This window comes from Streptomyces sp. V4I23 (assembly GCF_030817975.1).
Classification (GTDB): domain Bacteria; phylum Actinomycetota; class Actinomycetes; order Streptomycetales; family Streptomycetaceae; genus Streptomyces.
The window spans coordinates 6,398,096-6,422,446 of record NZ_JAUSZW010000004.1; the positions used below are offsets into that span (position 1 = coordinate 6,398,096).

The window sequence follows — 24,351 nt, forward strand, 5'->3', positions numbered from 1 at the left end:
AAGGTTTGTGCGGACACCTTTGCGGTACTCCGGCGGCAGCGCAAGCCCTCCGGGTAAAGCCGAGGTTACGGATCGGCCCTCGGCCCCCTGGCCGACGCCCGCCAGCGCCCTGTGGACCGGCCCGCGGCCACCCTGCCGGCGCCGTCCCTCGCGCCCGCCTCTCAGGGCAGAAAGCCGCGCAGCAGCGCCGCCGTCCCCTCGCAGTGCTCCCGCATCACCTCTCGCGCCGCGTCCGCGTCCCCCTCCAGGACCGCCTCGACGAGTGCCGCGTGCTGGTGCTGCGAGTGCTCCAGGTTCCGCACGAGCAGCGGGATGCAGTCGAGCAGATCGTTCAGCTTCGCCCGCACCGCGGCGTACTGCGCGGTCAGACTGGGCGAGCCCGACAGCTCGGCCAGCGTCAGGTGCAGCAGCGTGTCCTGCCTGCGGTACTCCGCGAGCGGCGCGTCGTGCGTCGCCGCCAGCGCCGTGCGCAGCCGTTCGGCGCACTCGTCGGTCAGTCCGCGCGTCGCGCACAGTCCGGCCGCGCCCACCTCCAGCACCTCGCGGAAGCGCAGGGTGTCGTCCACGTCCACACCCGCGAGCCGCCGGCGCAGCTCGTCCTCGCCCTGGCTGTCCGGCCGGTGCAGCACGAACGTTCCGCCGTAGCGGCCCCGCCGGCTCTCCACCAGGCCCTGATCGGTCAGCACCTTGAGCACCTCGCGCAGCGTGACCCGGCTGATGCCCATCCGCTCGGCCAGCTCCCGCTCCGCGGGCAGCCGCTCGCCGCCGGAGACCAGCCCGAGCCGCAACAGCTGGAGGATCTGCTCGAGCGCCTCCTCGAAGCCGTTGCCCGCGCGCACGGGGCGCAGCACGGGGGTGAGCCGGTCGGCCGGCCCGTCCGTCGTCCCGCCTGTCTTCGCCACCTCGCCGTTTCCCCTTCCCAAGCAATGGTCTTCAGCAATACCTTATGACTCCCGGCTGACCCAAGGAGGCGTAATCCCGTGGCAGACCGCACACCACCACTCGCCGTCGAGGAGCTGCGCGCCCTCGTCGCGAGCGGCGAGATCGACACAGTCGTCCTGGCCTTCCCCGATATGCAGGGACGGCTCCAGGGCAAGCGGTTCGCCGCACCCTTCTTCCTCGACGAGGTCGTCGAACACGGCACGGAGGGCTGTAACTACCTCCTTGCCGTCGACGCCGAGATGAACACCGTCGACGGCTACGAGATGTCCTCCTGGGAGCGGGGGTACGGCGACTTCGCCATGCACCCCGATCTCACCACGCTGCGCCGCGTCCCGTGGAACGAGGGCACCGCACTGCTCGTCGCCGACCTCGCGTGGAACGACGGCTCGCCCGTCGCCGCCGCGCCCCGCCAGATCCTGCGCCGCCAGCTGGAGCGCCTGGCCGAGCACGGGTACACCGCGCACGTGGGCACGGAGCTGGAGTTCATCGTCTTCAAGGACACCTACGAACAGGCGTGGGACCGCGACTACCGCGGCCTCACCCCGGCCAACCAGTACAACATCGACTACTCCGTCCTCGGCACCGGCCGCATCGAACCCCTGCTGCGCCGGATCCGCAACGAGATGGCGGTGGCCGGACTGACGGTCGAGTCCGCCAAGGGGGAGTGCAACCCCGGTCAGCACGAGATCGCCTTCAAGTACGACGAGGCCCTGGTCACCTGCGACCAGCACGCCGTCTACAAGACGGGCGCCAAGGAGATCGCCGCGCAGGAGGGCGTCTCGCTCACCTTCATGGCCAAGTACAACGAGCGCGAGGGCAACTCCTGCCACATCCACCTGTCGCTCCAGTCGATCGACGAGGCCGGCACCAACGTCATGGCGGGCGACGGGCCGGGCGGCATGTCGCCCGTGATGCGCCACTTCCTCGCGGGCCAGCTCGCCGCCCTGCGCGATTTCTCCCTGCTGTACGCGCCGAACATCAACTCCTACAAGCGCTTCCAGCCCGGCACCTTCGCCCCGACGGCCGTCGCCTGGGGCTACGACAACCGCACCTGCGCGCTCCGCGTCGTGGGACACGGCCGCTCTATGCGGTTCGAGAACCGGCTGCCCGGCGGCGACGTCAATCCGCACCTCGCCGTCGCCGGTCTCGTCGCGGCCGGCCTCCACGGCATCGAGCAGCGGCTCGAACTGCCCGACGCGTGTGCGGGCAACGCCTACACCGCCGACTACGAACACGTCCCGACCACCCTGCGCGAGGCCGCCGAGCTCTGGGAGAACAGCCCCATCGCCAAGGCCGCCTTCGGCGACGAGGTCGTCGCCCACTACCGGAACATGGCGCGCGTCGAACTCGAAGCCTTCGACGCAGCGGTCACCGACTGGGAGCTCCGCCGCTCCTTCGAACGCATGTGAGGCCCTCCTTGACCGCCCAGCACCACGTACTGAACCCCGCCACCGAAGAGGTCGTGCGCACCGTCCCGGCGACCACGGCCGCCGAGGTCGACGCCGCAGTCACCCGCGCCGCCGCGGCCCAGCGGCAGTGGGCGGCAGCCGCCCCCGCCGACCGGGCGAGGCTGCTGCGGCGCTTCGCCGCGGTCGTCGACGACCACGTCGAGGAGCTGGCCCGCCTCGAAGTCCTGGAAGCCGGGCACACCGTCAACAACGCCCGCTGGGAAGCGGGCAACGCCCGCGACCTGTTCGACTACGCGGCCGGGGGAGTGGAACGCCTGAACGGCCGCCAGATCCCCGTCCCCGGCGGCCTGGACATCACCGTCCTCGAACCGCTCGGTGTCGTCGGCGTCATCGCGCCGTGGAACTTCCCCATGCCGATCGCCGCCTGGGGCACCGCCCCCGCGCTCGCCGCCGGCAACGCCGTCCTGCTCAAGCCCGCCGAGACCACCCCGCTCACCGCGCTGCGCCTCGCGGAACTCGCGCTGGAGGCGGGCCTTCCCGAGCACCTGTTCCAGGTGCTGCCGGGCGCCGGGGACGTGGCGGGCAACGCCCTGGTCGAGCACCCGGGCGTCGCCAAGATCGTCTTCACCGGGTCGACCCGTGTCGGCAAGCAGATCATGGCCAAGTGCGCCGACCGCGTGAAGCGGGTGACCCTCGAACTCGGCGGCAAGAGCCCCAACATCGTCTTCGCCGACAGCGACCTCGACGCCGCGGCGGCGGCCACCCCGATGTCGTTCCTCGACAACTGCGGCCAGGACTGCTGCGCCCGCACCCGCATCCTCGTGCAGCGCTCTGTGTACGACCGCTTCCTCGACCTGCTCGCACCCGCGATCGAGTCCGTGGTCGTCGGCGACCCGTCGGACGAGAAGACACAGATGGGACCCCTGATCTCCCGGACCCAGCTGGACCGGGTGCGGTCCTACGTCCCCGACGACGCGAAGGCGATCCGCGGCACCGCCCCCGAGGGGCCCGGCTTCTGGTTCCCGCCGACGGTCCTCACCGACCTCGCGCCCGACGCGCCCGCCGCCTGCGAAGAGGTCTTCGGGCCCGTGGCCGCCGTGCTTCCGTTCGAGGACGAGGAGGACGCCGTACGGCTCGCCAATGCCACCGAGTACGGACTGTCCGGTTCGATCTGGACCCGCGACGTGGGCCGTGCGCTGCGCGTCTCACGGGCGGTCCAGGCGGGCAACCTGTCCGTCAACTCCCACTCCAGCGTCCGCTACTGGACGCCGTTCGGGGGCTACAAGCAGTCCGGCCTCGGCCGCGAACTCGGCCCCGACGCCCTCACCGCTTTCACCGAGACCAAGAACGTCTTCATCAGCACGGAGGCCTGAGCACCCATGACCGTTGACACCCCCATCTGCCGCCGCCTCGTGGGCCGCACCGCAGTCATCACCGGCGCCGGCAGCGGCATCGGTCTCGCCGCCGCGCGCCGACTGGCCGCCGAGGGCGCGAACGTCGTCTGCGGCGACATCGACGAGACCGCCGGCAAGGCGGCTGCCGACGAGGTCGGCGGGACGTTCGTACGCGTCGACGTCACCGACGCCGAGCAGGTCGAGGCGCTGTTCAAGACGGCGTACGACACCTACGGCAGCGTCGACATCGCGTTCAACAACGCGGGCATCTCGCCGCCCGACGACGACTCGATCCTGGAGACGGGCCTGGAGGCGTGGAAGCGCGTCCAGGAGGTCAACCTGACCTCGGTCTACCTGTGCTGCAAGGCGGCCATCCCCTACATGCGGCAGCAGGGGAAGGGCTCGATCATCAACACCGCATCGTTCGTGGCACGCATGGGCGCCGCGACCTCGCAGATCTCGTACACCGCGTCCAAGGGCGGCGTACTCGCGATGTCGCGCGAACTCGGCGTGCAGTTCGCCAGGGAGGGCATCCGGGTGAACGCGCTGTGCCCCGGGCCGGTCAACACCCCGCTCCTCCAGGAGCTGTTCGCCAAGGACCCGGAGCGGGCCGCGCGCCGCCTGGTGCACATTCCGGTCGGGCGGTTCGCGGAGGCGGAGGAGATCGCCGCCGCGGTGGCGTTCCTCGCCAGCGACGACTCGTCGTTCGTCAACGCCACCGACTTCCTGGTCGACGGCGGCATCGCGGGGGCGTACGTCACCCCTGTGTAGTGCCCGCCGGTGCCGCGCATAGGGTGTCCGGATGAGCATGACGACCCCTCCCGGCTGGTATCCGGACCCGCAGGCGCCCGGCACCGAACGGTGGTGGGACGGCTCGGTCTGGGCCGCGCACACGCGCGCGGCCCAGGCGCCGTCGGACACCGGGGCGCAGGCGTACGGACCCGGGCAGATGCCTGGGCACGGACCCGGGCAGCCGGCGTACGGCCCCGGCTCCGGTGCCCTGTCACAGGGCCAGGGCGGTGGATTCGGGCCCCCCGCCGTGCCCCAGCCCCTCGCGGCCGGTGGCCCGGGCGGTGGCAGGCGCCGGGTCGTGGCGCTGGCCGCCGCGGGCGCCGTGCTCGTCGCCGCGGTCGCCACCGGCGCCGTGCTGCTCGCCGACGACGATTCGGGCACGCCCGACGCCGCGCCGGCCACCACGGCCGCTTCCGTCCCGGCGACCTCGGGGCCGGAGCAGAGCGCGTCGCCCACCGCGACCGCCGACGAGGACTCCACGGAGCTCGTCGACCAGCTCAACGGCATCACCATGCCCATCCCCGAGGGCTGGGAGAAGTCGAGCAGCGCTCTCGGCTCCGGCACGACGATGTACACGGACGAGACCTACGACTGTCCGGGCGGCGGTTCGTCGATCTGCCGGCACGGCCGGGTGACCTCCATGACGGCCACCCAGTCCGGCGGCGCAGGCACACCGAAGGCCGTGGCCGAACAGGACATCGAGAAGGCGGCCGAGGAGGCGTACGACGAGGACGCGCTCGGCACCCGCATCCACGGCGGCATCACATCGCACACCGTCGTGAAGTCGCAGAACTTCGCCGTCGCCGGACGCTCCGGGTACCTCGTGCGCTGGCGGGTCGTCACGGGAGCGGGCCCCGGCGGCTATGTGCAGTCGCTCGTCTTCCCCTCCCACACGGGCACGGAGGCGCTGGTCGTCGTGCGCTTCTCCTTCGACGCCGGACCGGACGGACCCCCGCTCGCCGACATGGACAGGATCGCGTCCAGCATCCGCCCGATCGGTGACGCCACCAGCGGCGGCGTCGGCAGCACCATCGGCCCCGGCTGACGCACCTGCCCGGCGCACCGGGTGAGCGCATCACGGCGCACCGGGGAGGAGTCTGACTGTGCCCCCCCGCTGGGATATGACGGAGCGTCAGGCGACGGGCGCTGACGGTGCATCGGGCGACCGCGTGACGGTCACTCGGCGAGCGCGCGGTAGAGCGAGGCGACGGAGGGGTGCCGGCCCGCGTTCTTCCCCGTCCGTATGGTGAGCCGGCCGGCGATCTCGGAGACCGGCACACCCTGGTCGCGCAGCGCGCGGGCGGTGGCCAGCATCTCGTCGTCGATCACCTTCGGGCGCCCGCCGCCGCGCCGCGGCCGCACGTCGCCGTGCCCCGCGTACTCGATACGGAGGGGCCCCTCACCGAAGTCCTGCGACGGTTTTTCGCAGAACTCGTTCTCATAATCCGGCGTCTCGGCATAGCCCGTGGTGTCCGCCGGGACGGTGTCGCCGAGCGATTCCAGCAACTCGCGCAGCAGACCGGCGAGGGTGTGGCGGCCGCTCTCGTCCAGCGCTCCCAGCACCCGGTTCTCGGTGGCCAGATGGTCGGGGAGCACCCGGTCGACGAGCGCCAGACCCTCGTCGGTGAGTGAGACGTGCACGACGCGCCCGTCCGAGGCGCTCGGGGTGCGGGTGACCAGGCCGCGAGCCTGCAGACGGTCCAGGCGCTGGGTGATGGCCCCCGAGGTGACCATCGCCGATCGCGTCAGCGCCGCGGGCGTGAGGCGGTGCTCGGGCCCGCTGCGCCGCAGGGTGGCGAGGACGTCGAAGGAGGCCCTGTCCAGGCCGTGGGCGGCGAAGGTCTGCCCGAGTTCCGACGCGATGAGGCGGGAGAGCCGCGTCAGGCGCCCGATCACCGCCATGGGCGACACGTCGAGGTCGGGGCGCTGGGCTCCCCACTGCCTCACTACGAGATCCACGTGGTCTGCCATGAAAAGAGTCTAGCGAATCTCTTAGTGATGAGTTACTTTGGCTTAGTGCTAAGCAACCAATTGAGAAACGGCCGACTTGGCGTCGTGCTGTTGACCGCGCTTGCTCCGGCCATCTGGGGCACCACCTATCTCGTCACGACCGAGCTGCTGCCGCCCGGGCGCCCGTTGCTCGCCGCGGTGATCCGCGCACTGCCCGCGGGCCTGCTGCTCGTGGCCGTCACGCGGCGGCTGCCGCGGGGCATCTGGTGGTGGCGTGCACTGGTTCTCGGCGCGCTGAACATAGGCGTGTTCCTCGCGCTCCTCTTCGTCGCGGCCTACCGGCTGCCGGGCGGAGTCGCGGCCACCGTGGGCGCCGTGCAGCCCCTGTTCGCCGCAGGACTGTCCGCCGCGATCCTCGGGGACCGGCTCACCCGGCGCACCGCGCTCGCGGGGGTCGCGGGCATCGCCGGCGTGAGCCTGCTCGTCCTGCAGGCCGACGCCCGGCTGGACGCGCTCGGGGTCGCCGCCGCCCTCGGCGGCGCCCTGGTCATGGCCACCGGCGTGGTGCTCGCCAAGCGGTGGACCTCGCCCGCACCGCTGCTCGCCACGACCGGGTGGCAGCTCGTCGCCGGCGGACTGCTGCTCCTCCCGGTGGCGCTGCTCGTCGAGGGTCCGCCCCCGGCCGGCCTGACCACGCAGAACGTGCTGGGTTACGCCTACCTGTCACTCATCGGCGCGGCCGTCGCCTATGCGCTCTGGTTCCGAGGGATCCGCGCACTGCCGCCGACCGCGGTGTCCTTCCTCGGGCTCCTGAGCCCGCTCGTCGCGACCGTGCTCGGCCTGATCGTCGCCGGCGAGCGGCTCAACGGCCTCCAGGCCGTCGGCGGCATCGTCGTCGTCGCCGCCCTCATAGCCGCGCAGACGCAGAGGCAGCCATCCCCTCGTACGGCAGCCGCTTCCGCCGCCGTGCCTCAGCCCGTCCCGTCCTCGGCCGGGGCCACCGGCCACGGCGGTACCCCGACCCCCACCGGCCGGGGGGCACGACAGCAAGGAGCCCAGCCATGCGCATGACCGTCTTCGGAGCCGCGGGGAACGTCGGACGAAGGACCGTGACCGAGGCGCTCTCCCGGGGACACGACGTGACCGCCGTCGTCAGGCACCCGGATCGCTTCGCGGACCTGCCCCACCGGGCCCGACCCCACGTGGCCGACGCCGCCGACCCGGACGCCGTCGCCCGCGCGAGTGCCGGGCAGGACCTCGTGATCAGTGCGACGAGACCGGCGCCCGGCCGTGAGCGGGAGCTCGTGGCGACCGCCGAGGCGCTGCTCGCAGGAGTCGCCCGCACCGGCGTACGGCTCCTCCTCGTCGGCGGCGCCGCATCGCTCACGCTCCCCGGCAAGGGGCCGCTCACCCTGGCCGAAGGGCCCGGTTTTCCGTCGGAGTTGGGGCCGATCGCCGCCGCCTGCGCCGCGCAGCTCGATGCCTGCCGGGCCTTCGCGTCCGACGCGGACTGGACGTATCTGAGCCCGCCGGCCCTGCTCGAGCCGGGCGAGCGCACCGGTGACTACCGGCTGGGCCGCGACGAACTGCTCGTCGACGACGAGGGCCGCTCCGCCATATCCATGGAGGACTTCGCCGTGGCCCTGCTGGACGAGGCGGAGCGGCCCCGGCACCGGCGGGCGCGGTTCACCGTGGCGTACTGACCTCCGTCATGCCGACCGCTACAGGAAGGTGCGGCCCTCACCCCGGTAGGTCGGCGCCGTGCCCGTCACCCGCTCGCCCTCGACCAGGTGCAGGGTGTCGAAGCGCTCGCACAGCTCACCGGCCTTCGCGTGGCGGAACCACACCTTGTCACCGATCAGCAGATCGTCGGCAGCGTGCCCGATCAGCGGGGTCTGCACCTCGCCCGCCCCCTCCTTGGGGTCGTAACGCAGGCCCTCCGGGAGGTGGGGGACCGGCAGCCGGTCCGGCCCGGCCGCCCCCGACGCGGGATAGCCCCCGCCGAGTACAGTCACGACACCCACGCCCGGCCGGCGGACGACGGGCTGTGCGAACAATGCGGCCGGACGCCCGGAGAAGGAGGTGTAGTTGTCGAACAGTCGCGGCACGTACAGGCCCGAACCGGCCGCGATCTCCGTGACCGCGTCCTCCTCCGCCGTGTGCTGGACGCTCCCGGTCCCGCCGCCGTTGACGAACTCCAGATCGGGCTCCACCGCACGCACCGCCCGCACCACGGCTGCCCGGCGGGCGGCGAGCTCCACCCGAGCGGCGCGCTGCATGAGCCGTACGGCCCGCGACCGCAGCGGCGAACCGTCGACCGAGTCACCCACCCCCGCGATGTGGCCCTCGTACGCCATCAGGCCCACCAGCCGGAAACCCGGCCGCCGCACCACGGACCGGGCGATCTCGGCCATGTGGGCGGGCTCGCGGATCGGCGACCGGCGGGCGCCGATCCGCACCCGGCCGCCGAGCAGGTGCAGCGCCGTGTCCAGCTCCAGGCAGACCCGGATCTCCTCCTTGCCGCCGCCACGGGACCGGTCGATGAGCTCCAGCTGGGAGAGGTCGTCGACCATCACCGTCACGGCCCCGGCAAGCTTGGGATCGCCCGCGAGCTCCGCGAAACCGGACCGGTCCGCTGACGGGTAGGCGAGCAGCACGTCGTCGAATCCGGCCCGCGCCAGCCACAGGGACTCGTCCAGCGTGAACGACATGATCCCGGCGAAGCCGTCGCGTGCCAGGACGCGCTCCAACAGGGCCCGGCACCGGACCGACTTGCTCGCCACCCGGATCGGCTTGCCTGCGGCCCGGCGGACGAGGTCGTCGGCGTTGGCGTCGAACGCCCCGAGGTCGACGATCGCGACAGGGGCGTCCAGATGCGCGGTGGCCTTGTCGTAGCGGGCCCGGTCTGCGGGACGGGGAGTCATGGGCCGAGCTTGCCAGACCGGATTACCCCGGGGTAGGGGATGTTCTGGGCAGATCCCCCGGACCCCCCGCCGCATGGCGGTCCGGCCCAGCGCAGCCCGTTAGAGTGACATGCACAGTGGCCTGCACGAGGTGGCGAACAGGCCTGCCCCGAACGGTGATCCGTCGGTGGTACGTGTCGAGCAACGGGGGGCGGAATGAGCACGGAGGCACAACGCCCTTCCGGCGCCCAGCCCCCGCCCCGCTCCCGCATCGCCGACGCGCTCCTCCCACCCGAACCGCCCACCCCGGACCCGTCCTCCTCGCTGCCGCCCAGTGCCGCGCCGGGGGCGCCCGCTCCGGCATCCGTATCCGTGGCCGCGACCGCTCCGGCGTCCACACCGGCTCCGGCCGCGCCCGGGCCTGCCGTGCCCTCCCAGGACCGGTCCGGCGGCTCCGGTCCCACAGTGGCGCCACAGACGGTGGCGCCCCAGCGCACCGCACCTCGCGCGGCGGACACGGCTGCCCCATCAGGTCAGCCCGGTCAGCCCGCGGCCGCGTCCGGCACGCCCGCCGCACAGCCGCCTGCCGCCGGGGCCGCGACACCGCGCCCCGGCATGACCGCGCCTGGCGCCGAACGTTCGGGCGACGGCTCCCGTGCCGGGTCCGCCCCGCGCACGCCACGGCCCGCGCCTGCCGCTCCGGCGCCCGCGTCGCGTCCGAGCGTGTCCCCGCAGCGGACCACGCCGCCCCCCGCTCGCGACGCCGCCGCGCCCGCGACGGGAGCGACCCCACAGGCCACCCGGGCCGTGCCCGCTCCCGCCGGGCCGTCGGCGCCGCCACCGCAGGCCGCCACGCCCGCGCCTGCCGCCGGGCCGGCGACCCCGCCGCCCGCATCCGCCCCGGACACGCTCCGTACGAGTCCGCCCCGCCCCGCCGTGTCCCCCGAGCGCCCCACGCCGCCCGCGACCGCCGGTGCTCCCTGGGCCCCGCCGGGGGACGGGAGCATCCCGGAGGAGACCACCACCCGCCTGCGTCCCACCGCCCCGGCGCCCGGACCCCGGCGGGTACCCGCCCCCGCAGCGCAGCCGCCGGTCGTGCCACCCGTGCCGCGGCGAAGGCCCGTCGGACACGTCGACATGACGCCGCGGCCCGGTGCGCCCCGCCCGCCCGCCAATCACTGGGCCCCGCCCGAGGCCCCCACCGAACTGACCACGCGGCTGCGGCCCGTACGCACCCGGCACCCCGCGCGGACCATCGGCGCCGTCGCCTGCGTCGTCCTCGGGCTCGGGCTCATCGGCGGCGCCGTGACCGGCCTGTGGCTCACCGGCGACTCCAGCGCCGACACCGCCGAGCGCGACACCTACGGGAAGGTGCGCGCCATGTGGCACAGCGTCCCCGTGGACAAGCTGTTCCCGCCCACCCTCAAGGGCAACGGCGCCGGACCCGGCGGGGCCGATCGCGTCTGGACGCGGATCGCCGTCGCCCCGGACAGCGGCTGCGCACCCGCGCTCGACCCATTGCTCGTCAAGACGCTGGAGCCGGTCGGCTGCGCCCGTGTCGTGCGCGCCACGTACACCGACGCGACCGCGAGCAGCGTCACCACGGTCGGCCTCGTCTTCACCGAGGCCGAGCATGGCGGCATGCTCGCGCTCCACAACCGGTTCGCCACCGAAGGGCTCGGCGAGCGCACCGACCTGATGCCCCGCACGCTGCCGGCCAAGGGCACGGTCGCTGCCGGATTCGGCGACGAGCAGCGTGCCAGCTGGACCGTCGACGTCGTGACCGAGGCGCCCGTCGTCGTCTACGCCGTCTCCGGTTTCGCCGACGGCCGCCCCGTCCCCGACCCGCAGCCCGCCGACGAGGCCAAGGCGGACGGCGCGACGACCGCCCCCGCGCAGTCCGGGCTCGGCCACGACGCCGCCGGCATCGCCGACCGCATCGAACGGGGCCTGCGGACCGCCGTCGGCCGTGCCGCGGAGGAGACCGAATGAGCCTCCACCCGCGCGTCCCGCGCCCTCGCCGTCTCCACCCGCGCCGCCACCGCCTCAGCGCCGCACTCGTCGCCGCGGCCTTCGCCGTGCTGCCCGCCGCGACGCCCGCGCACGCCGACGCGATCCGCGCCCAGCAGTGGAGCCTGGACGCCCTCCACACCGACCAGGCCTGGCAGACGACCAAGGGCGAGGGCATCACGGTCGCCGTCCTGGACACGGGCGTCGACGACCAGCACCCCGACCTCGCCGGATCCGTGCTGCCCGGCAAGGACTTCATCGGCTTCGGCGCCCAGCGCGGCGACCGCCCCTGGGCCCGTCACGGCACCGCGATGGCGGGCATCATCGCCGCCCACGGGCACGGCCCCGGCCAGGAGGCCGGCGTGATGGGCATCGCCCCGGAGGCGAAGATCCTTCCCGTCCGCGTCATCCTCGAAGGCGGCGACAAGGCGCGTGACCGGGCCCGCAAGTCACGTGGCACGGCCCTCGCCCAGGGCATCCGCTGGGCGGCCGACCAAGGTGCCGACGTCATCAACCTCTCGCTCGGCGACGACAGCGAGTCGGCCCACCCCGAGGCGGGCGAGGACGCCGCCGTCCAGTACGCCCTCTCCAAGGGCGCCGTCGTCGTCGCCTCCGCGGGCAACGGCGGCGAGAAGGGCGACCACATCTCCTACCCCGCCGCCTACCCGGGCGTGATCGCGGTGACGGCGGTCAACCGTTTCGGGACGCACGCCTCCTTCTCCACCCGCCGCTGGTACGCCACGGTCAGCGCCCCCGGCGTCGACATCGTGCTGGCCGACCCGGACCGGAAGTACTACCAGGGTTGGGGCACCAGCGCCGCCGCGGCCTTCGTCTCCGGCGCCGTCGCCCTCGTCCGGTCCGCCCACCCGGACCTCACCCCGGCCCAGATCAAGAAGCTCCTGCGCGACACGGCCCGCAACGCCCCCGAGGGCGGCCGCGACGACTCCCGGGGCTACGGGTTCGTCGATCCGGCAGCGGCGATCACCGAAGGTGCGCGGCTGCGGCCCGGCGACCTGAAGGCGGCTGCGTCCGGTTACGACGAGCGGTACTTCGGCCGGGGCCCCGACCCGGAGGAGGACGGCGTCGAACCGGCAGGCTGGCTCGCCCCCGTGGCCGGCGGCCTCGGCGTGCTCACCCTCGCCGCGGCCGTCGTGCTCTGGAGCGGAGGCCGCCGGAGCCACGGCGGCTCCTTCTGACGCGAGCCGGGACCATCGGCCGCCGCGCAACGCGCGAGCCGGGGACCGCCGCAACCCGCGACCGCGGAGGCCGCGGCCCGCGGCCCCTTCCTGACGAGAGGCGCGCGCCGGCGGTCACGAGCAGGACGTTAGGCTCGACGCGTGGCGCTCAAGAACATCCCGGACCCCGGTTTCTCCGACGACGACGGCACCGCCGACCCCTCCCTGGAGGCGGCGCTCGCCGCCTGGGCCGAGGACCGCACCGCTGAACGGCCCGTGCTGGAGGCGCTCAGGAGCGCACGGCTCCTCGTCCCCGTCGTCGCCGTCCTCGGCGAGGTCGAGGAGGACGAGAACGGGCTGCGTCGCGAGAAGACCAGCGACATGGCCGTGCCCACCCTGACGGCCGGTGATCGCCGCGCCCTGCCCGCGTTCACCTCGCTCGCCTCGCTCGCCCTGTGGGACCCCGAGGCCCGCCCCGTCGCCGTCCCGCTGCACCAGGCGCTCCAGGCCGCGGCGCACGAGAAGGCGGACACGCTCGTCATCGACCTGGCCGGCCCGGTCCCGTACCAGCTGACCGGACACGCCCTGCTCGCCCTCGCCGAGGGCCGCACCAGCACCGACCCCCTCGCCGATCCGGCCGTCACCGCCGCCGTGCGCGACAGGCTGGCCGCCGAGCCCGCCGTCCTGCGCGCGCACCTGGGGCCCGGCCGTGACGCTGACGGCACCCTCGCGCTCGTCCTCGCGCCGGACGCGGTCCCGGCCGAGGCGGGGCGACGTGTCGCCGAGGCGCTGGCGTCCGACGACGTACTGAGGGCCCGCCTGGTGCGGGGCCTCGACCTGGCACTGCTGCCGGCCGGGGCCACCCCTCCGGGCGGGCCCTTCTACGTCAGGGAGTAGGTCTCCGAACAGGTCAGCCGTAGACCGGGCCGGTGTACTTCTCGCCCGGTCCCTGGCCCGGCTCGTCCGGCACCAGCGACGCCTCGCGGAACGCGAGCTGCAGCGACTTCAGTCCGTCGCGCAGCGGAGCCGCGTGGAAGGAGCTGATCTCGGTCGTGCTCGCGTCGAGCAGACCGGCCAGCGCGTGCACCAGCTTGCGGGCCTCGTCGAGGTCCTTGTGGTCATCGCCGTCCTCGGTCAGACCGAGCTTGACGGCGGCGGCGCTCATCAGGTTGACGGCGACCGTGACGATCACCTCGACCGCGGGGACCTCGGCGATGTCGCGGGTCATGGCGTCGAAGTCGGGGGCCTCCTGGGCGGAGGGCTCTTGGGGGGAGGTCGCGTCACTCATGACGCACACGATATGCCCCGCCGCGCAGGTCACCGCCGCGGCCACCGGTTAGCCGCATCGCCCGGGAGCTGCTAACCTTGTGTGACGACCGGCTGGACACCTGCGTGCCCAGCCCACAAGTGGAGGCTCCGATCTCCCACCTGGCCGCCCTCCGGGCGGCGGGTCACCGGTCAGGCGGCGCCCATCGTTCCGTACGGACGATGGAGTCGCCCGATGTGCGCCCCGCGGTCCACCGCGGCGGTGCTCCGGTATTCATGGAGCAGCCGCCTGTGTCCCGTCCGGGGCATTTTTCGTGTTCCGGCGCGGTTGGTCTGACGAAACAGACGTTACGCGGCTGTCTGCCAGGCGGTCGTGTGGTGCTACTTAGGAGGATCCATCAGCGCCGAGCCCCGCATCAACGACCGGATTCGCGTTCCCGAGGTGCGACTTGTCGGTCCCAGCGGCGAGCAGGTCGGGATTGTTCCGCTTGCCAAGGCCCTGGAGCTTGCGCAGGAGTACGACCTTGACCTGGTCGAGGTCGCGGCGAACGCCCGTCCGCCCGTGTGCAAGCTCATGGACTACGGGAAGTTCAAGTACGAGTCGGCCATGAAGGCCCGTGAGGCGCGCAAGAACCAGGCGCACACGGTCATCAAGGAGATGAAGCTCCGGCCGAAGATCGACCCGCACGACTACGACACCAAGAAGGGTCACGTCGTCCGGTTCCTCAAGCAGGGCGACAAGGTCAAGATCACGATCATGTTCCGTGGTCGTGAGCAGTCCCGCCCCGAACTTGGCTTCCGTCTTCTGCAGCGTCTCGCGGCGGACGTCGAGGACCTCGGCTTCATCGAGTCGAACCCGAAGCAGGACGGCCGGAACATGATCATGGTTCTCGGCCCCCACAAGAAGAAGACCGAGGCCATGGCCGAGGCCCGTGAGGCCCAGGCCGCACGCAAGGCGGAGCGCCAGGGCTCGCAGGACGCCGACGCCCCGGCCGACACATCCTCCGAGGGGTGACCCGCGGGGCCAGCCGGACAGGCGGCCCCCGGTCCCGCCCGGAACCCACAACGAAGATCTGACGCTCCCGCAGTCCGGTGCCCGCACCGGGGGAGCGCCACTGATGAGGAGATACGGCGCGATGCCGAAGAACAAGACGCACAGCGGTGCCAAGAAGCGCTTCAAGATCACCGGCTCCGGCAAGGTGCTCCGTGAGCGCGCCGGCAAGCGCCACCTGCTCGAGCACAAGTCGTCCCGTCTGACGCGCCGCCTCACCGGCAACGCCGAGATGGCCCCGGGCGACGCCGCGAAGATCAAGAAGCTTCTCGGCAAGTGACGTCCTCCGTCCCCGACGCAGGGGACGGGACGCCGGGACCGGGACCTATTCGTTTCCGGGCCGTGTGATCACGCACCACGGCCCCGCTACAAGGAGTTAACAAGTGGCACGCGTCAAGCGGGCAGTCAACGCCCACAAGAAGCGCCGGGCGATCCTCGAGCAGGCCAGCGGTTACCGCGGCCAGCGTTCGCGCCTGTACCGCAAGGCCAAGGAGCAGGTCACCCACTCTCTGGTCTACAACTACAACGACCGCAAGAAGCGCAAGGGCGACTTCCGTCAGCTGTGGATCCAGCGCATCAACGCCGCTGCCCGCGCCAACGGCATCACCTACAACCGCTTCATCCAGGGTCTGAAGGCCGCCAACATCGAGGTGGACCGCAAGATCCTGGCCGAGCTCGCGGTCAACGACGCAGGCGCGTTCGCCGCGCTGGTCGAGGTCGCCCAGAAGGCGCTGCCGAGCGACGTCAACGCGCCCAAGGCTGCCTGACGGCCGCACCGAGCGTGACCGGACCCGCAGGCCCCAGGGCCTGCGGGTCCGGTGTGTTTGACCGAGCCCCGCGACCGACCCCCAGCCGACCGAGGAAGAGAGCCCCAGGCGCCCATGCCCACCCCCGAGCTGATCTCCCCGCGTTCCCCGCGGGTCGCCGCCGCCCGGCGGCTCGCCAAGCGGAACTTCCGGGGGAAGGACCGGCTGTTCATCGCCGAGGGGCCGCAGGCCGTCCGTGAGGCCGTCGCCCACCGGGGCCCCGGCGGCGAACCGACCCTCGTCGAGCTGTTCACCACCGTCGAGGCGGCCGAGCGGTACGCCGACATCGTCGACGCCGCCCGCGCCGCGGGCGCCCGCGTGCACCACGCCGCCGACACCGTGCTCGCCGAGGTGTCCCAGACCGTCACCCCGCAGGGGCTCGTCGGGGTGTGCCGTTTCCTGGACTCGCCGTTCGAGGACATCCTCGCCGCCCGGCCCCAGCTCGTCGCCGTCCTCGCCCACGTACGGGACCCCGGCAACGCGGGCACCGTGCTGCGCTGCGCCGACGCCGCGGGCGCCGACGCCGTCGTCCTCACGGACGCCTCCGTCGACCTCTACAACCCCAAGTCCGTACGCGCGTCGGTCGGGTCGCACTTCCACCTGCCGGTCGCCGTGGGCGTTCCGGTGGAACAGGCCGTCCGGGGCCTGAAGGAGGCCGGGGTGCGCGTACTCGCCGCCGACGGCGCGGGCGACGACGACCTCGACGACGAGCTCGACGCCGGGACCATGGGCGGCCCCACCGCCTGGATCTTCGGCAACGAGGCATGGGGCCTGCCGGAGGAGACCCGCGCCCTCGCCGACGCCGTCGTACGCGTCCCCATCCACGGCAAGGCCGAGAGTCTGAACCTGGCCACCGCCGCCGCCGTATGTCTGTATGCCTCGGCGCGCGCCCAGCGGGCCGGGGCCCGGGGCGCCACCCGCTGAGGGAGTACTCGCTCAGGGGGTCCGCCACGTCACGTTCAGCTAGTAGGGTGACGGGCTCGGGGCCCACTCGGCAGCGGAGAGGTGGGGTACGGGGACATGACCGTCGGGACCAGCAGGCCGAACCGGACACCGGAGGCCGTCCTGTGCCGCACCGGCGGTCCCGAGGTGTCCGGGGCCGTGTCCGTCGTCGACCCCGACGACCTCCCCGACGGGCTGGTCGTCGCCGACGAGACCGGCCGCGTCGTCTGCTTCAACGAGGCCGCCGAGCGCATCACCGCCGTGTCCAAGGCCGACGCCATCGGCGCCCCGCTGGAGCGTGCGCTGCCGCTGGAGGACCTCAAGGGCCGTCGCTGGTGGACGCTGACCGATCCCTACGGCGGACTCTCCACCCGGGTCGGCCAGCCCGAGCGCAACCTGCTGCTCCCCGGCGGCCGCGAGATCCTCGTGTCCGCCCGCTACGTGCGCGACGTTCCCACCGGGCCGCTGCGCCGGCTCGTCGTCAGCCTCCGCGGCACCGAGGCCCGGCGCCGCACCGAACGCAGCCACGCCGAACTGATCGCCACCGTCGCCCACGAGCTGCGCTCCCCGCTGACCTCCGTCAAAGGTTTCACGGCGACCCTGCTCGCCAAGTGGGAGAGGTTCACGGACGACCAGAAGCGGCTGATGCTGGAGACCGTCGACGCCGACGCGGGCCGGGTCACCCGGCTCATCGCCGAGCTCCTCGACATATCCCGCATCGACTCCGGCCGGCTCGAGATCCGGCGCCAGCCCGTCGACATCGCCGCCGCCGTCACCCGCCACGTCCAGGCGCACACAGCCGCCGGCCAGGCGCCCGACCGGTTCCTCGTCCGCATCCGGCCGGGGCTGCCGGATCTGTGGGCCGACCCCGACAAGATCGACCAGGTCCTCGGCAACCTGCTGGAAAATGCGGTGCGCCACGGCGAGGGAACCGTCACCATCGAGGTGGCGCCGGCACCGGCGAAGGACGACGAGAAGGGCACGGCAGTCACCGTGAGCGACGAGGGTCCCGGCATCCCCGAGGAGTCGATGGGCCGTGTCTTCACCCGCTTCTGGCGGGGGAGCAAGCGCGGCGGCACCGGGCTGGGCCTCTACATCGTCAAGGGCATCGTCGAGGCGCACGGCGGGACGATCACCGTCGGCCGGGGACCCGGCGGCGGCGCCGAGTTCCGATTTATCCTGCCCGTCGGCACTCCGGCCCACCTCCTGTAGAGGCCGCCGGGCAGCCCACGGGCTCATCCGCATCCCCGCACCCCGTTAGACTCGGCCTTTGGCACCTTTGCGTCCTCGGTCGTCCCTGGTCGACGTGCGGGGTCCCCAGCCAGCCCATTCGGAAGTACGGGAAGAGATGTCCGCACCCAATAAGTCGTACGACCCTGTTGAGGTCGAGGCACTGAAACCGGAAGAGATCGAGCGCATGCGGGACGAGGCGCTCGCCGCCTTCGCCGCCGCCGCCGACCTCGAAGCGCTCGCCCACGCGAAGACCGCGCACACCGGTGGCACCTCGCCGCTCTCCCTCGCCAACCGCGAGATCGGCGCACTGCCGCCGCAGGCCAAGGCCGAGGCCGGCAAGCGCGTGGGCCAGGCCCGTGGCGCCGTCAGCAAGGCGCTGGCCGCGCGCCAGTCCGAGCTGGAGGCCGAGCGGGACGCCCGGGTGCTCGTCGAGGAGTCCGTCGACGTCACGCTGCCCCACGACCGCGTCCCGGCAGGTGCCCGCCACCCGCTGACCACGCTCATGGAGCGTATCGAGGACGTCTTCGTGGCCATGGGCTACGAGGTGGCCGAAGGCCCCGAGGTCGAGACCGAGTGGCTCAATTTCGACGCGCTCAACATCGCCGCCGACCACCCCGCCCGCGGAGAGCACGACACCTTCTTCGTCGCCGACGCCGACGGCACCTCGGACTCCGGCGTCGTGCTGCGCACGCACACGTCGCCCGTCCAGGTCCGGTCGATGCTGGACCGCGAGCCGCCGGTCTACGTGATCTGCCCCGGCCGCGTCTACCGCACCGATGAGCTGGACGCCACGCACACCCCGGTGTTCCACCAGGTCGAGCTGCTCGCCGTCGACGAGGGCCTGACCATGGCCGACCTCAAGGGCACTCTCGACCACATGGTCCAGGCGCTGTTCGGCGAGGGCATGAAGACCCGGCTGCGGCCGAACTTCTTCCCGTTCACCGAGCCGTCCGCCGAGATGGACATGGTCTGCTACGTGTGCCGCGGCGAGTCCGTCGGCAACCCGGACCGGCCCTGCCGCACCTGCTCCAGCGAGGGCTGGATCGAGCTCGGCGGCTGCGGCATGGTCAACCCGAAGGTGCTCATCGCCTGCGGTGTCGACCCCCAGAAGTACAGCGGATTCGCCTTCGGGTTCGGCATCGAGCGGATGCTGATGTTCCGCCACAACGTCGAAGACATGCGAGACATGGTCGAGGGTGACGTCCGGTTCACCCGGCCGTTCGGGATGGAGATCTGATGCGGGTCCCGCTTTCTTGGCTGCGGGAGTACGTCGACCTGCCGGCGACGGAGACCGGCCGTGACGTCCAGGCCAAGCTCATCTCCGCCGGCCTCGAGGTCGAGACCGTCGAGCAGCTCGGCACCGGGCTCAAGGGCCCGCTCGTCGTCGGCCAGGTCCTGACCATCGAGGAGCTCGACGGCTTCAAGAAGCCGATCCGCTTCTGCACCGTCGACGTCGGCCAGGCCAACGGCACGGGTGAGCCGCAGGAGATCGTCTGCGGCGCGCGGAACTTCTCCGTCGGCGACAAGGTCGTCGTCGTGCTCCCCGGTGCGGTGCTGCCCGGTGACTTCGCGATCTCCGCCCGCAAGACGTACGGCAGGACGTCCCACGGCATGATCTGCTCGGGCGACGAGCTCGGCATGGGCGACGACGGCAGCGGCGGCATCATCGTGCTGCCGCCCGAGCACGAGGTCGGAACCGACGCGATCGAGCTCCTCGAGCTCGTCGACGAGGTCCTCGACATCGCCGTCACCCCGGACCGCGGATACTGCCTGTCCATGCGCGGTGTCGCCCGCGAGGCGGCCATCGCCTACGGACTGCCACTGCGCGATCCGGCGCTGCTCGACGTGCCCGCGCCCAACTCCTACGGCTACGAGGTCCAGGTCTCCGACCCCGTCGGCTGCGACCGCTTCACCGCGCGCACCGTCGTCGGCCTGGAGCCCGAGGCCCGCTCCCCGATCTGGCTGCAGCGCCGGCTGCAGAAGGCCGGGATGCGACCGATCTCGCTCGCCGTCGACATCACCAACTACGTGATGCTCGAGCTCGGCCAGCCGCTCCACGCCTACGACCGCTCCCGTGTCGACGGGCCGATCGGGGTGCGCCGCGCCCAGCCCGGCGAGCAGCTCACCACCCTCGACGGCACCAAGCGCGTCCTCGACGCCGAGGACCTCGTCATCACCGACAACCGCGGCCCCATCGGCCTCGCGGGCGTCATGGGCGGGGCCAACACCGAGATCGCGGACGCCCAGCCCGACCCGGAGACCGGCCGGATCAGCGGCACGACCGAGGTCGTGATCGAGGCCGCGCACTTCCACCCGGTCGCCATCGCCCGTACGGCGCGCCGCCACAAGCTGTCCTCCGAGGCGTCCAAGCGCTTCGAGCGCGGCGTCGACCCGCAGGCCGCGGCCGCCGCCGCGCAGCGGACCGTCGACCTGCTGGTGCTGCTCGCGGGCGGCACCGCCGAGGCCGGCGTCACCCAGATCACCGCGGCCGCCGCGCCGCGCACCGTCACGATGCCGGCCGACCACCCCGACCGGGTGGCGGGCGTCGCGTACGGGCGCGAGACCGTGGTGCGCCGCCTCCAGGAGGTCGGCTGCGACGTCCTGGGCCAGGACGAGCTCGTCGTCACCGTCCCGTCGTGGCGCCCCGACCTCGCCCACCCGAACGACCTCGCCGAGGAGGTCATCCGGCTCGAGGGCTACGAGAACCTGCCCTCCACGCTGCCCACGCCGCCGTCCGGCCGCGGCCTCACCGCCCGGCAGCGGCTGCACCGCCGGATCGGCCGGGCGCTGGCCGGTGCCGGGTACGTCGAGGCGCCGAACTACCCGTTCGTCTCCGAGCAGGTCTTCGACCAGCTCGGCCTCGACGCGGACGACCCGTGCCGCAGTGTCGTCAAGCTCGTCAACCCCCTCTCCGACGAGGAGCCGGCGCTGCGCACCACGCTGCTGCCGGGTCTGCTCGGCGCACTGCGCCGCAACGACGGCAGGGGCAGCCACGACCTGGCGCTCTTCGAGACCGGACTGGTCTTCCGGCCGACCGGCCAGGAGCGGCGGGCGGTCCAGCTGCCCGTCGACCGCCGTCCGACCGACGAGCAGATCGCCGAGCTGAACGCGGCGCTGCCGCACCAGCCGCGTCACGCGGCGGTCGTGCTGTCCGGCGCCCGTGAGCAGGCCGGCTGGTGGGGCAAGGGCCGCCCGGCGGGCTGGGCGGACGCCGTCGAGGCCGCCCGGACCGTGGCGGCCGAGGCAGGTGTCGAACTCATCGTCCGCAAGGGCCAGTACGGTCCCTGGCACCCGGGACGCTGCGCCGTCCTCTCGGTCGCCGTGGACGGCGAGGAGCACACCGTCGGCTTCGCCGGCGAGCTGCACCCGCGCGTGCTGAAGTCCCTGGGCCTGCCGGAGCGCACCTGCGCGATGGAGCTGGACCTGGACCGGGTCGAGGGCGCGGCGACGGGTGTCGTGCAGGCACCGAGCATCTCCACCTTCCCGGTGGCCACGCAGGACGTGGCGCTCGTCGTCGCGGACGACGTGCCCGCGGTGGACGTGGAGGCGGCGCTGCGGGAGGGCGCGGGCGAACTGCTGGAGGCGGTCCGGCTGTTCGACGTGTTCACCGGCGAGCAGATCGGCGAGGGCCGCAAGTCGCTGGCGTACGCGCTGCGGTTCCGCGCGCCCGACCGCACCCTGACGGTCGACGAGGCGTCGGCCGCGCGGGACGCGGCGGTGTCGCTGGCGGCGGAGCGCACGGGAGCGGTACTGCGGGGCGCGTGACGCCTCTGGGATCCGGGGCCCGGGGGCGCTGCCCCCGGGCCCCGTCGTGCTTCCGCCCAGCCCCAGCCCCGGCGCCGCGACGCTCCTCGTCACCTGCGTGACGACCGCGCGCGCGGGTGCCGGCGCAGTCGGGGAAGCACTGCGCCGGCACCCGCCCGGAACCCTCCCATCTCCAGGGCCTGTGCTGCCTCGCGGTGTCCGGCAGGAGGGGGACTGCCGCTGCGGCCGGCGCCGTCCGCCCTGCCGCGGAGTGTCGGGCAGATCAGCAGGGCAGACGACGCGAGGGGGGCCGCCGCACTGTACGAGGGGGAGCCGGCGGCCCGGCCGCCTCTGTGAGAGGCAGTTCAGTCAACCGACCCCCGGTGTGCGGCGGGAGAGCACGCACGGTGCGGAACGGGGCACTTGTTTCACACCCCGTGCGAATCGTCCTCTACTAGGCTGAGGCGGACCGAGTCACCGGAGGGGCCCATGCAGCCCAATACTCTGCTCGACGCCCTGCTCGACGAAGCGGGCATCTCCCACGCCGGTCTCGCGGCGCGCGTCAATCAGGCCGGCCGGGCCAGAGGACTGTCGCTGCGCTACGAACACACCGCGGTCGCCCGCTGGTTGAAGGGCCAGCGCCCGCGAGGGCAGGTGCCGGATCTGATCTGCGAGGTCTTCGCCGTCCGGCTGCGCCGCGTCGTCACGCTCGACGACATCGGCCTCGGCGTACCGGGCGAGCCAGCGCCGCCGCAGGGGTCGTCGCTGTCCGGCTTCGTGGAGCGCGCCGCGGCCCTGTGGCGCTCCGACGAACAGCAGCGTCCGCACATCGTCGAGGCGCCCGCCGTCACCGGAACGCCGGCCGTGATGCCGGTCTGGGAATGGGAGAACCCTCCCGAGGACTCGGACGTCTCCCGCGCCGGCCTGACGTGCGTGAGCATGGCCGACATAGAGATGCTCAGGGCCGCCCGTGCCCACTACGAGCTGATGTACCGCAAGGCCGGCGGGATCGCGACCCGCTTCCGCGTCGTCGGCTTTCTCAACGCAGAGACCGCCCCGCTGCTGCGCGGCGCGTACAGCGACACCCTCGGCCGCCAACTGCACCGCGCGACCGGCGGACTTGTCGCCGTCGCCGGGATCTGTGCGTACGACTCCGACGCGCACGGTCTCGCCCAGCGCTACTTCCACCAGGCGCTGCGCCTGGCGAAGGCCAGCGGCGACCGGGGACTTGGCGCGTACGTGATCGCGCTGCTCGTCAACCAGTCGCTGTTCATGTCCGACTTCCGCCAGGCCGTGGCCTTCGCGGAGGCCGCGCTGCGTGCCGCCGGACACCAGATCACTCCCGCGCTCGCGGCCGACCTGTACGCGATGCAGGCCAAGGCATACGCTCACCTCGGCGACGCCACGAGCGCTCTGCGGTGCATCCGCCGGGCCGAGTCGGAGGCGGAGCGGATCCGTCCGGGGTACGAGCCGGACGAGACGGGCTACGTCCAGCCGGGGCTGGTCAACGTCCAGGTGGCGGAAGCCCTGTTGAGCCTGGGCGACCTGGCCGCGGCCCGCGAGCACGCGGCGACCGCGGTGGACACCCCCGCGCACGACCGCGGCCGGGTGCACCGGCTGGCGATGCTCAGCCAGATCGAACTGCGCCAGGGCGAGGCGGACCGCGCGGCGCGGACGGCGGCACGGATGGTGGAGCGGGTCCGGGGGATGGAGTCGCAGCGGCTGCGGGACCGTCTGCGGACCGTGCGCGAGCATCTGGTGACCAGTGGCTGTGCCGATGCCGCCGAGGCGGCCCACCTCATCGACGGAGCGCTGCGCGTTCCCCTCTGAGCCGGGCCCTGCTGCCATATTGCCATCGACTTGTCGGAAGGTGGCAGAAGCGTGCAGTGGATGAACTTAAGCGAACGAACTGTGTATGAGAACCGTTGGTTCAGGGTCAATCTGGCGGATGTCGCCCTCCCGGACGGCCGTCACCTGGACCACTTCCTGATTCGGCTGCGCCCGGTCGCCGTCGCGACCGCGGTCAACGAGGCCAACGAGGTGCTGATGCTCTGGCGTCACCGGTTCATCACCGACAGCTGGGGCTGGGAACTCGCCGCGGGAGTCGTCGAGGACGGTGAGAGCGTCGCCGACGCGGCGGCGCGCGAGATGGAGGAGGAGACCGGCTGGCGTCCCGGTCCCCTCCGTCATCTGCTCACCGTCGAGCCGTCCAACGGCCTCACCGATGCCCGGCACCACCTCTACTGGGCCGAGGACGCCACCTACATCGGCCACCCCGAGGACGACTTCGAGTCCTCACGCCGCGAGTGGGTACCGCTCAAGCTGGTGCCCGACATGATCGCCCGCGGTGAGGTCCCGGCCGCCAACATGGCGGCCGGACTGCTGATGCTCCACCATCTGCGCCTGGGGTAAGGCCCCGGTCTGCGCCTGGGGTGAGGCCCCGGCCACGGCCTAGGGGCTCACCGCCTGCCACACCGCGACCGCCAGCGCCCCCAGCGCGGTGAGCGCCGCCACGGCGGGCAGGGGCCATCGGGCGTGTTCGAGCGCCCCGACGCGAGCGGTCAGGTCGGCCAGTTCCCGGTCGATCTGGTCGCCCCGCTGGGCCAGCAGTGCCAGGTGGCCGTCGATACGGGCCAGTCCCACGTCGATGCTGCGGCGCAGTTCGGCGAATTCCTCGACGGCCAGTAAGTGATCAGGGTCGGTGGACACGGATGCTTCTCCTGTTCGGGTAGTC

The 24,351-nt window shown here is 72.9% G+C and carries 24 protein-coding genes; 18 read left to right on the forward strand and 6 right to left on the reverse strand.

The features are described from left to right. Window positions 1-161: 161 nt before the first annotated feature. Window positions 162-902: a FadR/GntR family transcriptional regulator gene (locus QFZ82_RS31365; RefSeq protein WP_307716340.1), complete on the reverse strand. Its 741-nt coding sequence runs from the start codon at window positions 900-902 to the stop codon at window positions 162-164. A 78-nt stretch (window positions 903-980) separates the two neighbouring features. On the opposite strand from QFZ82_RS31365, the gene QFZ82_RS31370 reads away from it, so the two are divergent. From QFZ82_RS31370 to QFZ82_RS31385, 4 genes are read left to right on the forward strand one after another with little or no spacing between them, the layout of a single operon-like run. Further along, a complete protein-coding gene (locus tag QFZ82_RS31370) occupies window positions 981-2,351 on the forward strand; it encodes a glutamine synthetase family protein (RefSeq protein WP_307716341.1) in 1,371 nt (456 codons plus the stop codon). Between the two features lie 8 nt (window positions 2,352-2,359). Then, the gene (locus QFZ82_RS31375) at window positions 2,360-3,724 is read left to right on the forward strand and encodes an aldehyde dehydrogenase (protein WP_307716342.1); all 1,365 of its coding nucleotides are present in this window, start codon (window positions 2,360-2,362) and stop codon (window positions 3,722-3,724) included. 6 nt (window positions 3,725-3,730) lie between these two features. Next, window positions 3,731-4,516 carry a 3-oxoacyl-ACP reductase gene (locus QFZ82_RS31380; protein ID WP_307716343.1) on the forward strand — a complete coding sequence of 262 codons (786 nt, stop codon included), beginning with the start codon at window positions 3,731-3,733 and terminating at the stop codon, window positions 4,514-4,516. A 31-nt stretch (window positions 4,517-4,547) separates the two neighbouring features. Next, entirely contained in the window at window positions 4,548-5,582 is a 1,035-nt protein-coding gene (locus QFZ82_RS31385) for a DUF2510 domain-containing protein (RefSeq protein WP_307716344.1), read from the forward strand. A 131-nt stretch (window positions 5,583-5,713) separates the two neighbouring features. Here QFZ82_RS31385 and QFZ82_RS31390 read toward each other — a convergent pair whose 3' ends face one another. Then, window positions 5,714-6,508: a MarR family transcriptional regulator gene (locus QFZ82_RS31390; RefSeq protein ID WP_307716345.1), complete on the reverse strand. Its 795-nt coding sequence runs from the start codon at window positions 6,506-6,508 to the stop codon at window positions 5,714-5,716. Window positions 6,509-6,535: 27 nt separating this feature from the next. Here QFZ82_RS31390 and QFZ82_RS31395 point away from each other — a divergent pair, with 27 nt between their 5' ends. Both QFZ82_RS31395 and QFZ82_RS31400 read left to right on the forward strand, forming a co-directional pair. Continuing rightward, window positions 6,536-7,558 (forward strand): EamA family transporter, encoded by a 1,023-nt coding sequence (locus tag QFZ82_RS31395; RefSeq protein ID WP_373429354.1) that lies wholly within the window; start codon window positions 6,536-6,538, stop codon window positions 7,556-7,558. Then, window positions 7,549-8,190: an NAD(P)-dependent oxidoreductase gene (locus tag QFZ82_RS31400; protein ID WP_307716347.1), complete on the forward strand. Its 642-nt coding sequence runs from the start codon at window positions 7,549-7,551 to the stop codon at window positions 8,188-8,190. Before QFZ82_RS31395 ends, QFZ82_RS31400 begins: the two co-directional genes overlap by 10 nt. A gap of 18 nt (window positions 8,191-8,208) precedes the next feature. Here QFZ82_RS31400 and QFZ82_RS31405 read toward each other — a convergent pair whose 3' ends face one another. Next, the gene (locus tag QFZ82_RS31405; RefSeq protein WP_307716348.1) at window positions 8,209-9,411 is read right to left on the reverse strand and encodes an amino acid deaminase/aldolase; all 1,203 of its coding nucleotides are present in this window, start codon (window positions 9,409-9,411) and stop codon (window positions 8,209-8,211) included. Between the two features lie 521 nt (window positions 9,412-9,932). Continuing rightward, window positions 9,933-10,430, reverse strand: a complete 498-nt coding sequence (locus tag QFZ82_RS31410) for a hypothetical protein (protein ID WP_307716349.1) — start codon at window positions 10,428-10,430, stop codon at window positions 9,933-9,935. 97 nt (window positions 10,431-10,527) lie between these two features. Between QFZ82_RS31410 and QFZ82_RS31415 the strand changes: the two genes are divergently transcribed. The 3 genes from QFZ82_RS31415 to QFZ82_RS31425 all read left to right on the forward strand — a co-directional run bounded on the left by QFZ82_RS31415 (window position 10,528) and on the right by QFZ82_RS31425 (window position 13,472). Then, a complete protein-coding gene (locus QFZ82_RS31415) occupies window positions 10,528-11,382 on the forward strand; it encodes a hypothetical protein (protein ID WP_307716350.1) in 855 nt (284 codons plus the stop codon). Then, window positions 11,379-12,596 carry a type VII secretion-associated serine protease mycosin gene (gene mycP / locus QFZ82_RS31420; RefSeq protein ID WP_307716351.1) on the forward strand — a complete coding sequence of 406 codons (1,218 nt, stop codon included), beginning with the start codon at window positions 11,379-11,381 and terminating at the stop codon, window positions 12,594-12,596. Before QFZ82_RS31415 ends, mycP begins: the two co-directional genes overlap by 4 nt. Window positions 12,597-12,737: 141 nt before the next feature. Next, entirely contained in the window at window positions 12,738-13,472 is a 735-nt protein-coding gene (locus QFZ82_RS31425) for an SseB family protein (protein ID WP_307716352.1), read from the forward strand. A 13-nt stretch (window positions 13,473-13,485) separates the two neighbouring features. On the opposite strand, the gene QFZ82_RS31430 is transcribed toward QFZ82_RS31425, so the two are convergent. After that, on the reverse strand, window positions 13,486-13,863 hold the full coding sequence (locus tag QFZ82_RS31430) for a DUF1844 domain-containing protein (protein ID WP_307716353.1): 378 nt from the start codon (window positions 13,861-13,863) through the stop codon (window positions 13,486-13,488). 351 nt (window positions 13,864-14,214) lie between these two features. Here QFZ82_RS31430 and infC point away from each other — a divergent pair, with 351 nt between their 5' ends. From infC to QFZ82_RS31475, 9 genes are all read left to right on the forward strand, one after another. After that, the gene (gene infC, locus QFZ82_RS31435) at window positions 14,215-14,856 is read left to right on the forward strand and encodes a translation initiation factor IF-3 (RefSeq protein ID WP_307716354.1); all 642 of its coding nucleotides are present in this window, start codon (window positions 14,215-14,217) and stop codon (window positions 14,854-14,856) included. Window positions 14,857-14,977: 121 nt separating this feature from the next. Next, on the forward strand, window positions 14,978-15,172 hold the full coding sequence (gene rpmI, locus QFZ82_RS31440; RefSeq protein ID WP_018848956.1) for a 50S ribosomal protein L35: 195 nt from the start codon (window positions 14,978-14,980) through the stop codon (window positions 15,170-15,172). 103 nt (window positions 15,173-15,275) lie between these two features. After that, window positions 15,276-15,659 (forward strand): 50S ribosomal protein L20, encoded by a 384-nt coding sequence (gene rplT, locus QFZ82_RS31445; RefSeq protein ID WP_019325184.1) that lies wholly within the window; start codon window positions 15,276-15,278, stop codon window positions 15,657-15,659. Between the two features lie 114 nt (window positions 15,660-15,773). Beyond that, window positions 15,774-16,622, forward strand: coding sequence for an RNA methyltransferase (locus tag QFZ82_RS31450; RefSeq protein WP_307716355.1), 849 nt, complete (start codon window positions 15,774-15,776; stop codon window positions 16,620-16,622). 96 nt (window positions 16,623-16,718) lie between these two features. Continuing rightward, window positions 16,719-17,852 carry an ATP-binding protein gene (locus tag QFZ82_RS31455; RefSeq protein WP_307716356.1) on the forward strand — a complete coding sequence of 378 codons (1,134 nt, stop codon included), beginning with the start codon at window positions 16,719-16,721 and terminating at the stop codon, window positions 17,850-17,852. A 136-nt stretch (window positions 17,853-17,988) separates the two neighbouring features. Next, window positions 17,989-19,110: a phenylalanine--tRNA ligase subunit alpha gene (gene pheS, locus QFZ82_RS31460; RefSeq protein ID WP_307716357.1), complete on the forward strand. Its 1,122-nt coding sequence runs from the start codon at window positions 17,989-17,991 to the stop codon at window positions 19,108-19,110. Further along, window positions 19,110-21,638, forward strand: coding sequence for a phenylalanine--tRNA ligase subunit beta (pheT, locus tag QFZ82_RS31465; protein WP_307716358.1), 2,529 nt, complete (start codon window positions 19,110-19,112; stop codon window positions 21,636-21,638). Before pheS ends, pheT begins: the two co-directional genes overlap by 1 nt. A 468-nt stretch (window positions 21,639-22,106) precedes the next feature. Further along, entirely contained in the window at window positions 22,107-23,447 is a 1,341-nt protein-coding gene (locus tag QFZ82_RS31470; RefSeq protein WP_307716359.1) for a transcriptional regulator, read from the forward strand. Window positions 23,448-23,507: 60 nt separating this feature from the next. Further along, on the forward strand, window positions 23,508-24,029 hold the full coding sequence (locus tag QFZ82_RS31475) for an NUDIX hydrolase (RefSeq protein ID WP_373429355.1): 522 nt from the start codon (window positions 23,508-23,510) through the stop codon (window positions 24,027-24,029). A gap of 39 nt (window positions 24,030-24,068) precedes the next feature. Here QFZ82_RS31475 and QFZ82_RS31480 read toward each other — a convergent pair whose 3' ends face one another. Then, window positions 24,069-24,326 carry a hypothetical protein gene (locus tag QFZ82_RS31480; protein ID WP_177153462.1) on the reverse strand — a complete coding sequence of 86 codons (258 nt, stop codon included), beginning with the start codon at window positions 24,324-24,326 and terminating at the stop codon, window positions 24,069-24,071. Window positions 24,327-24,351: the final 25 nt, after the last annotated feature.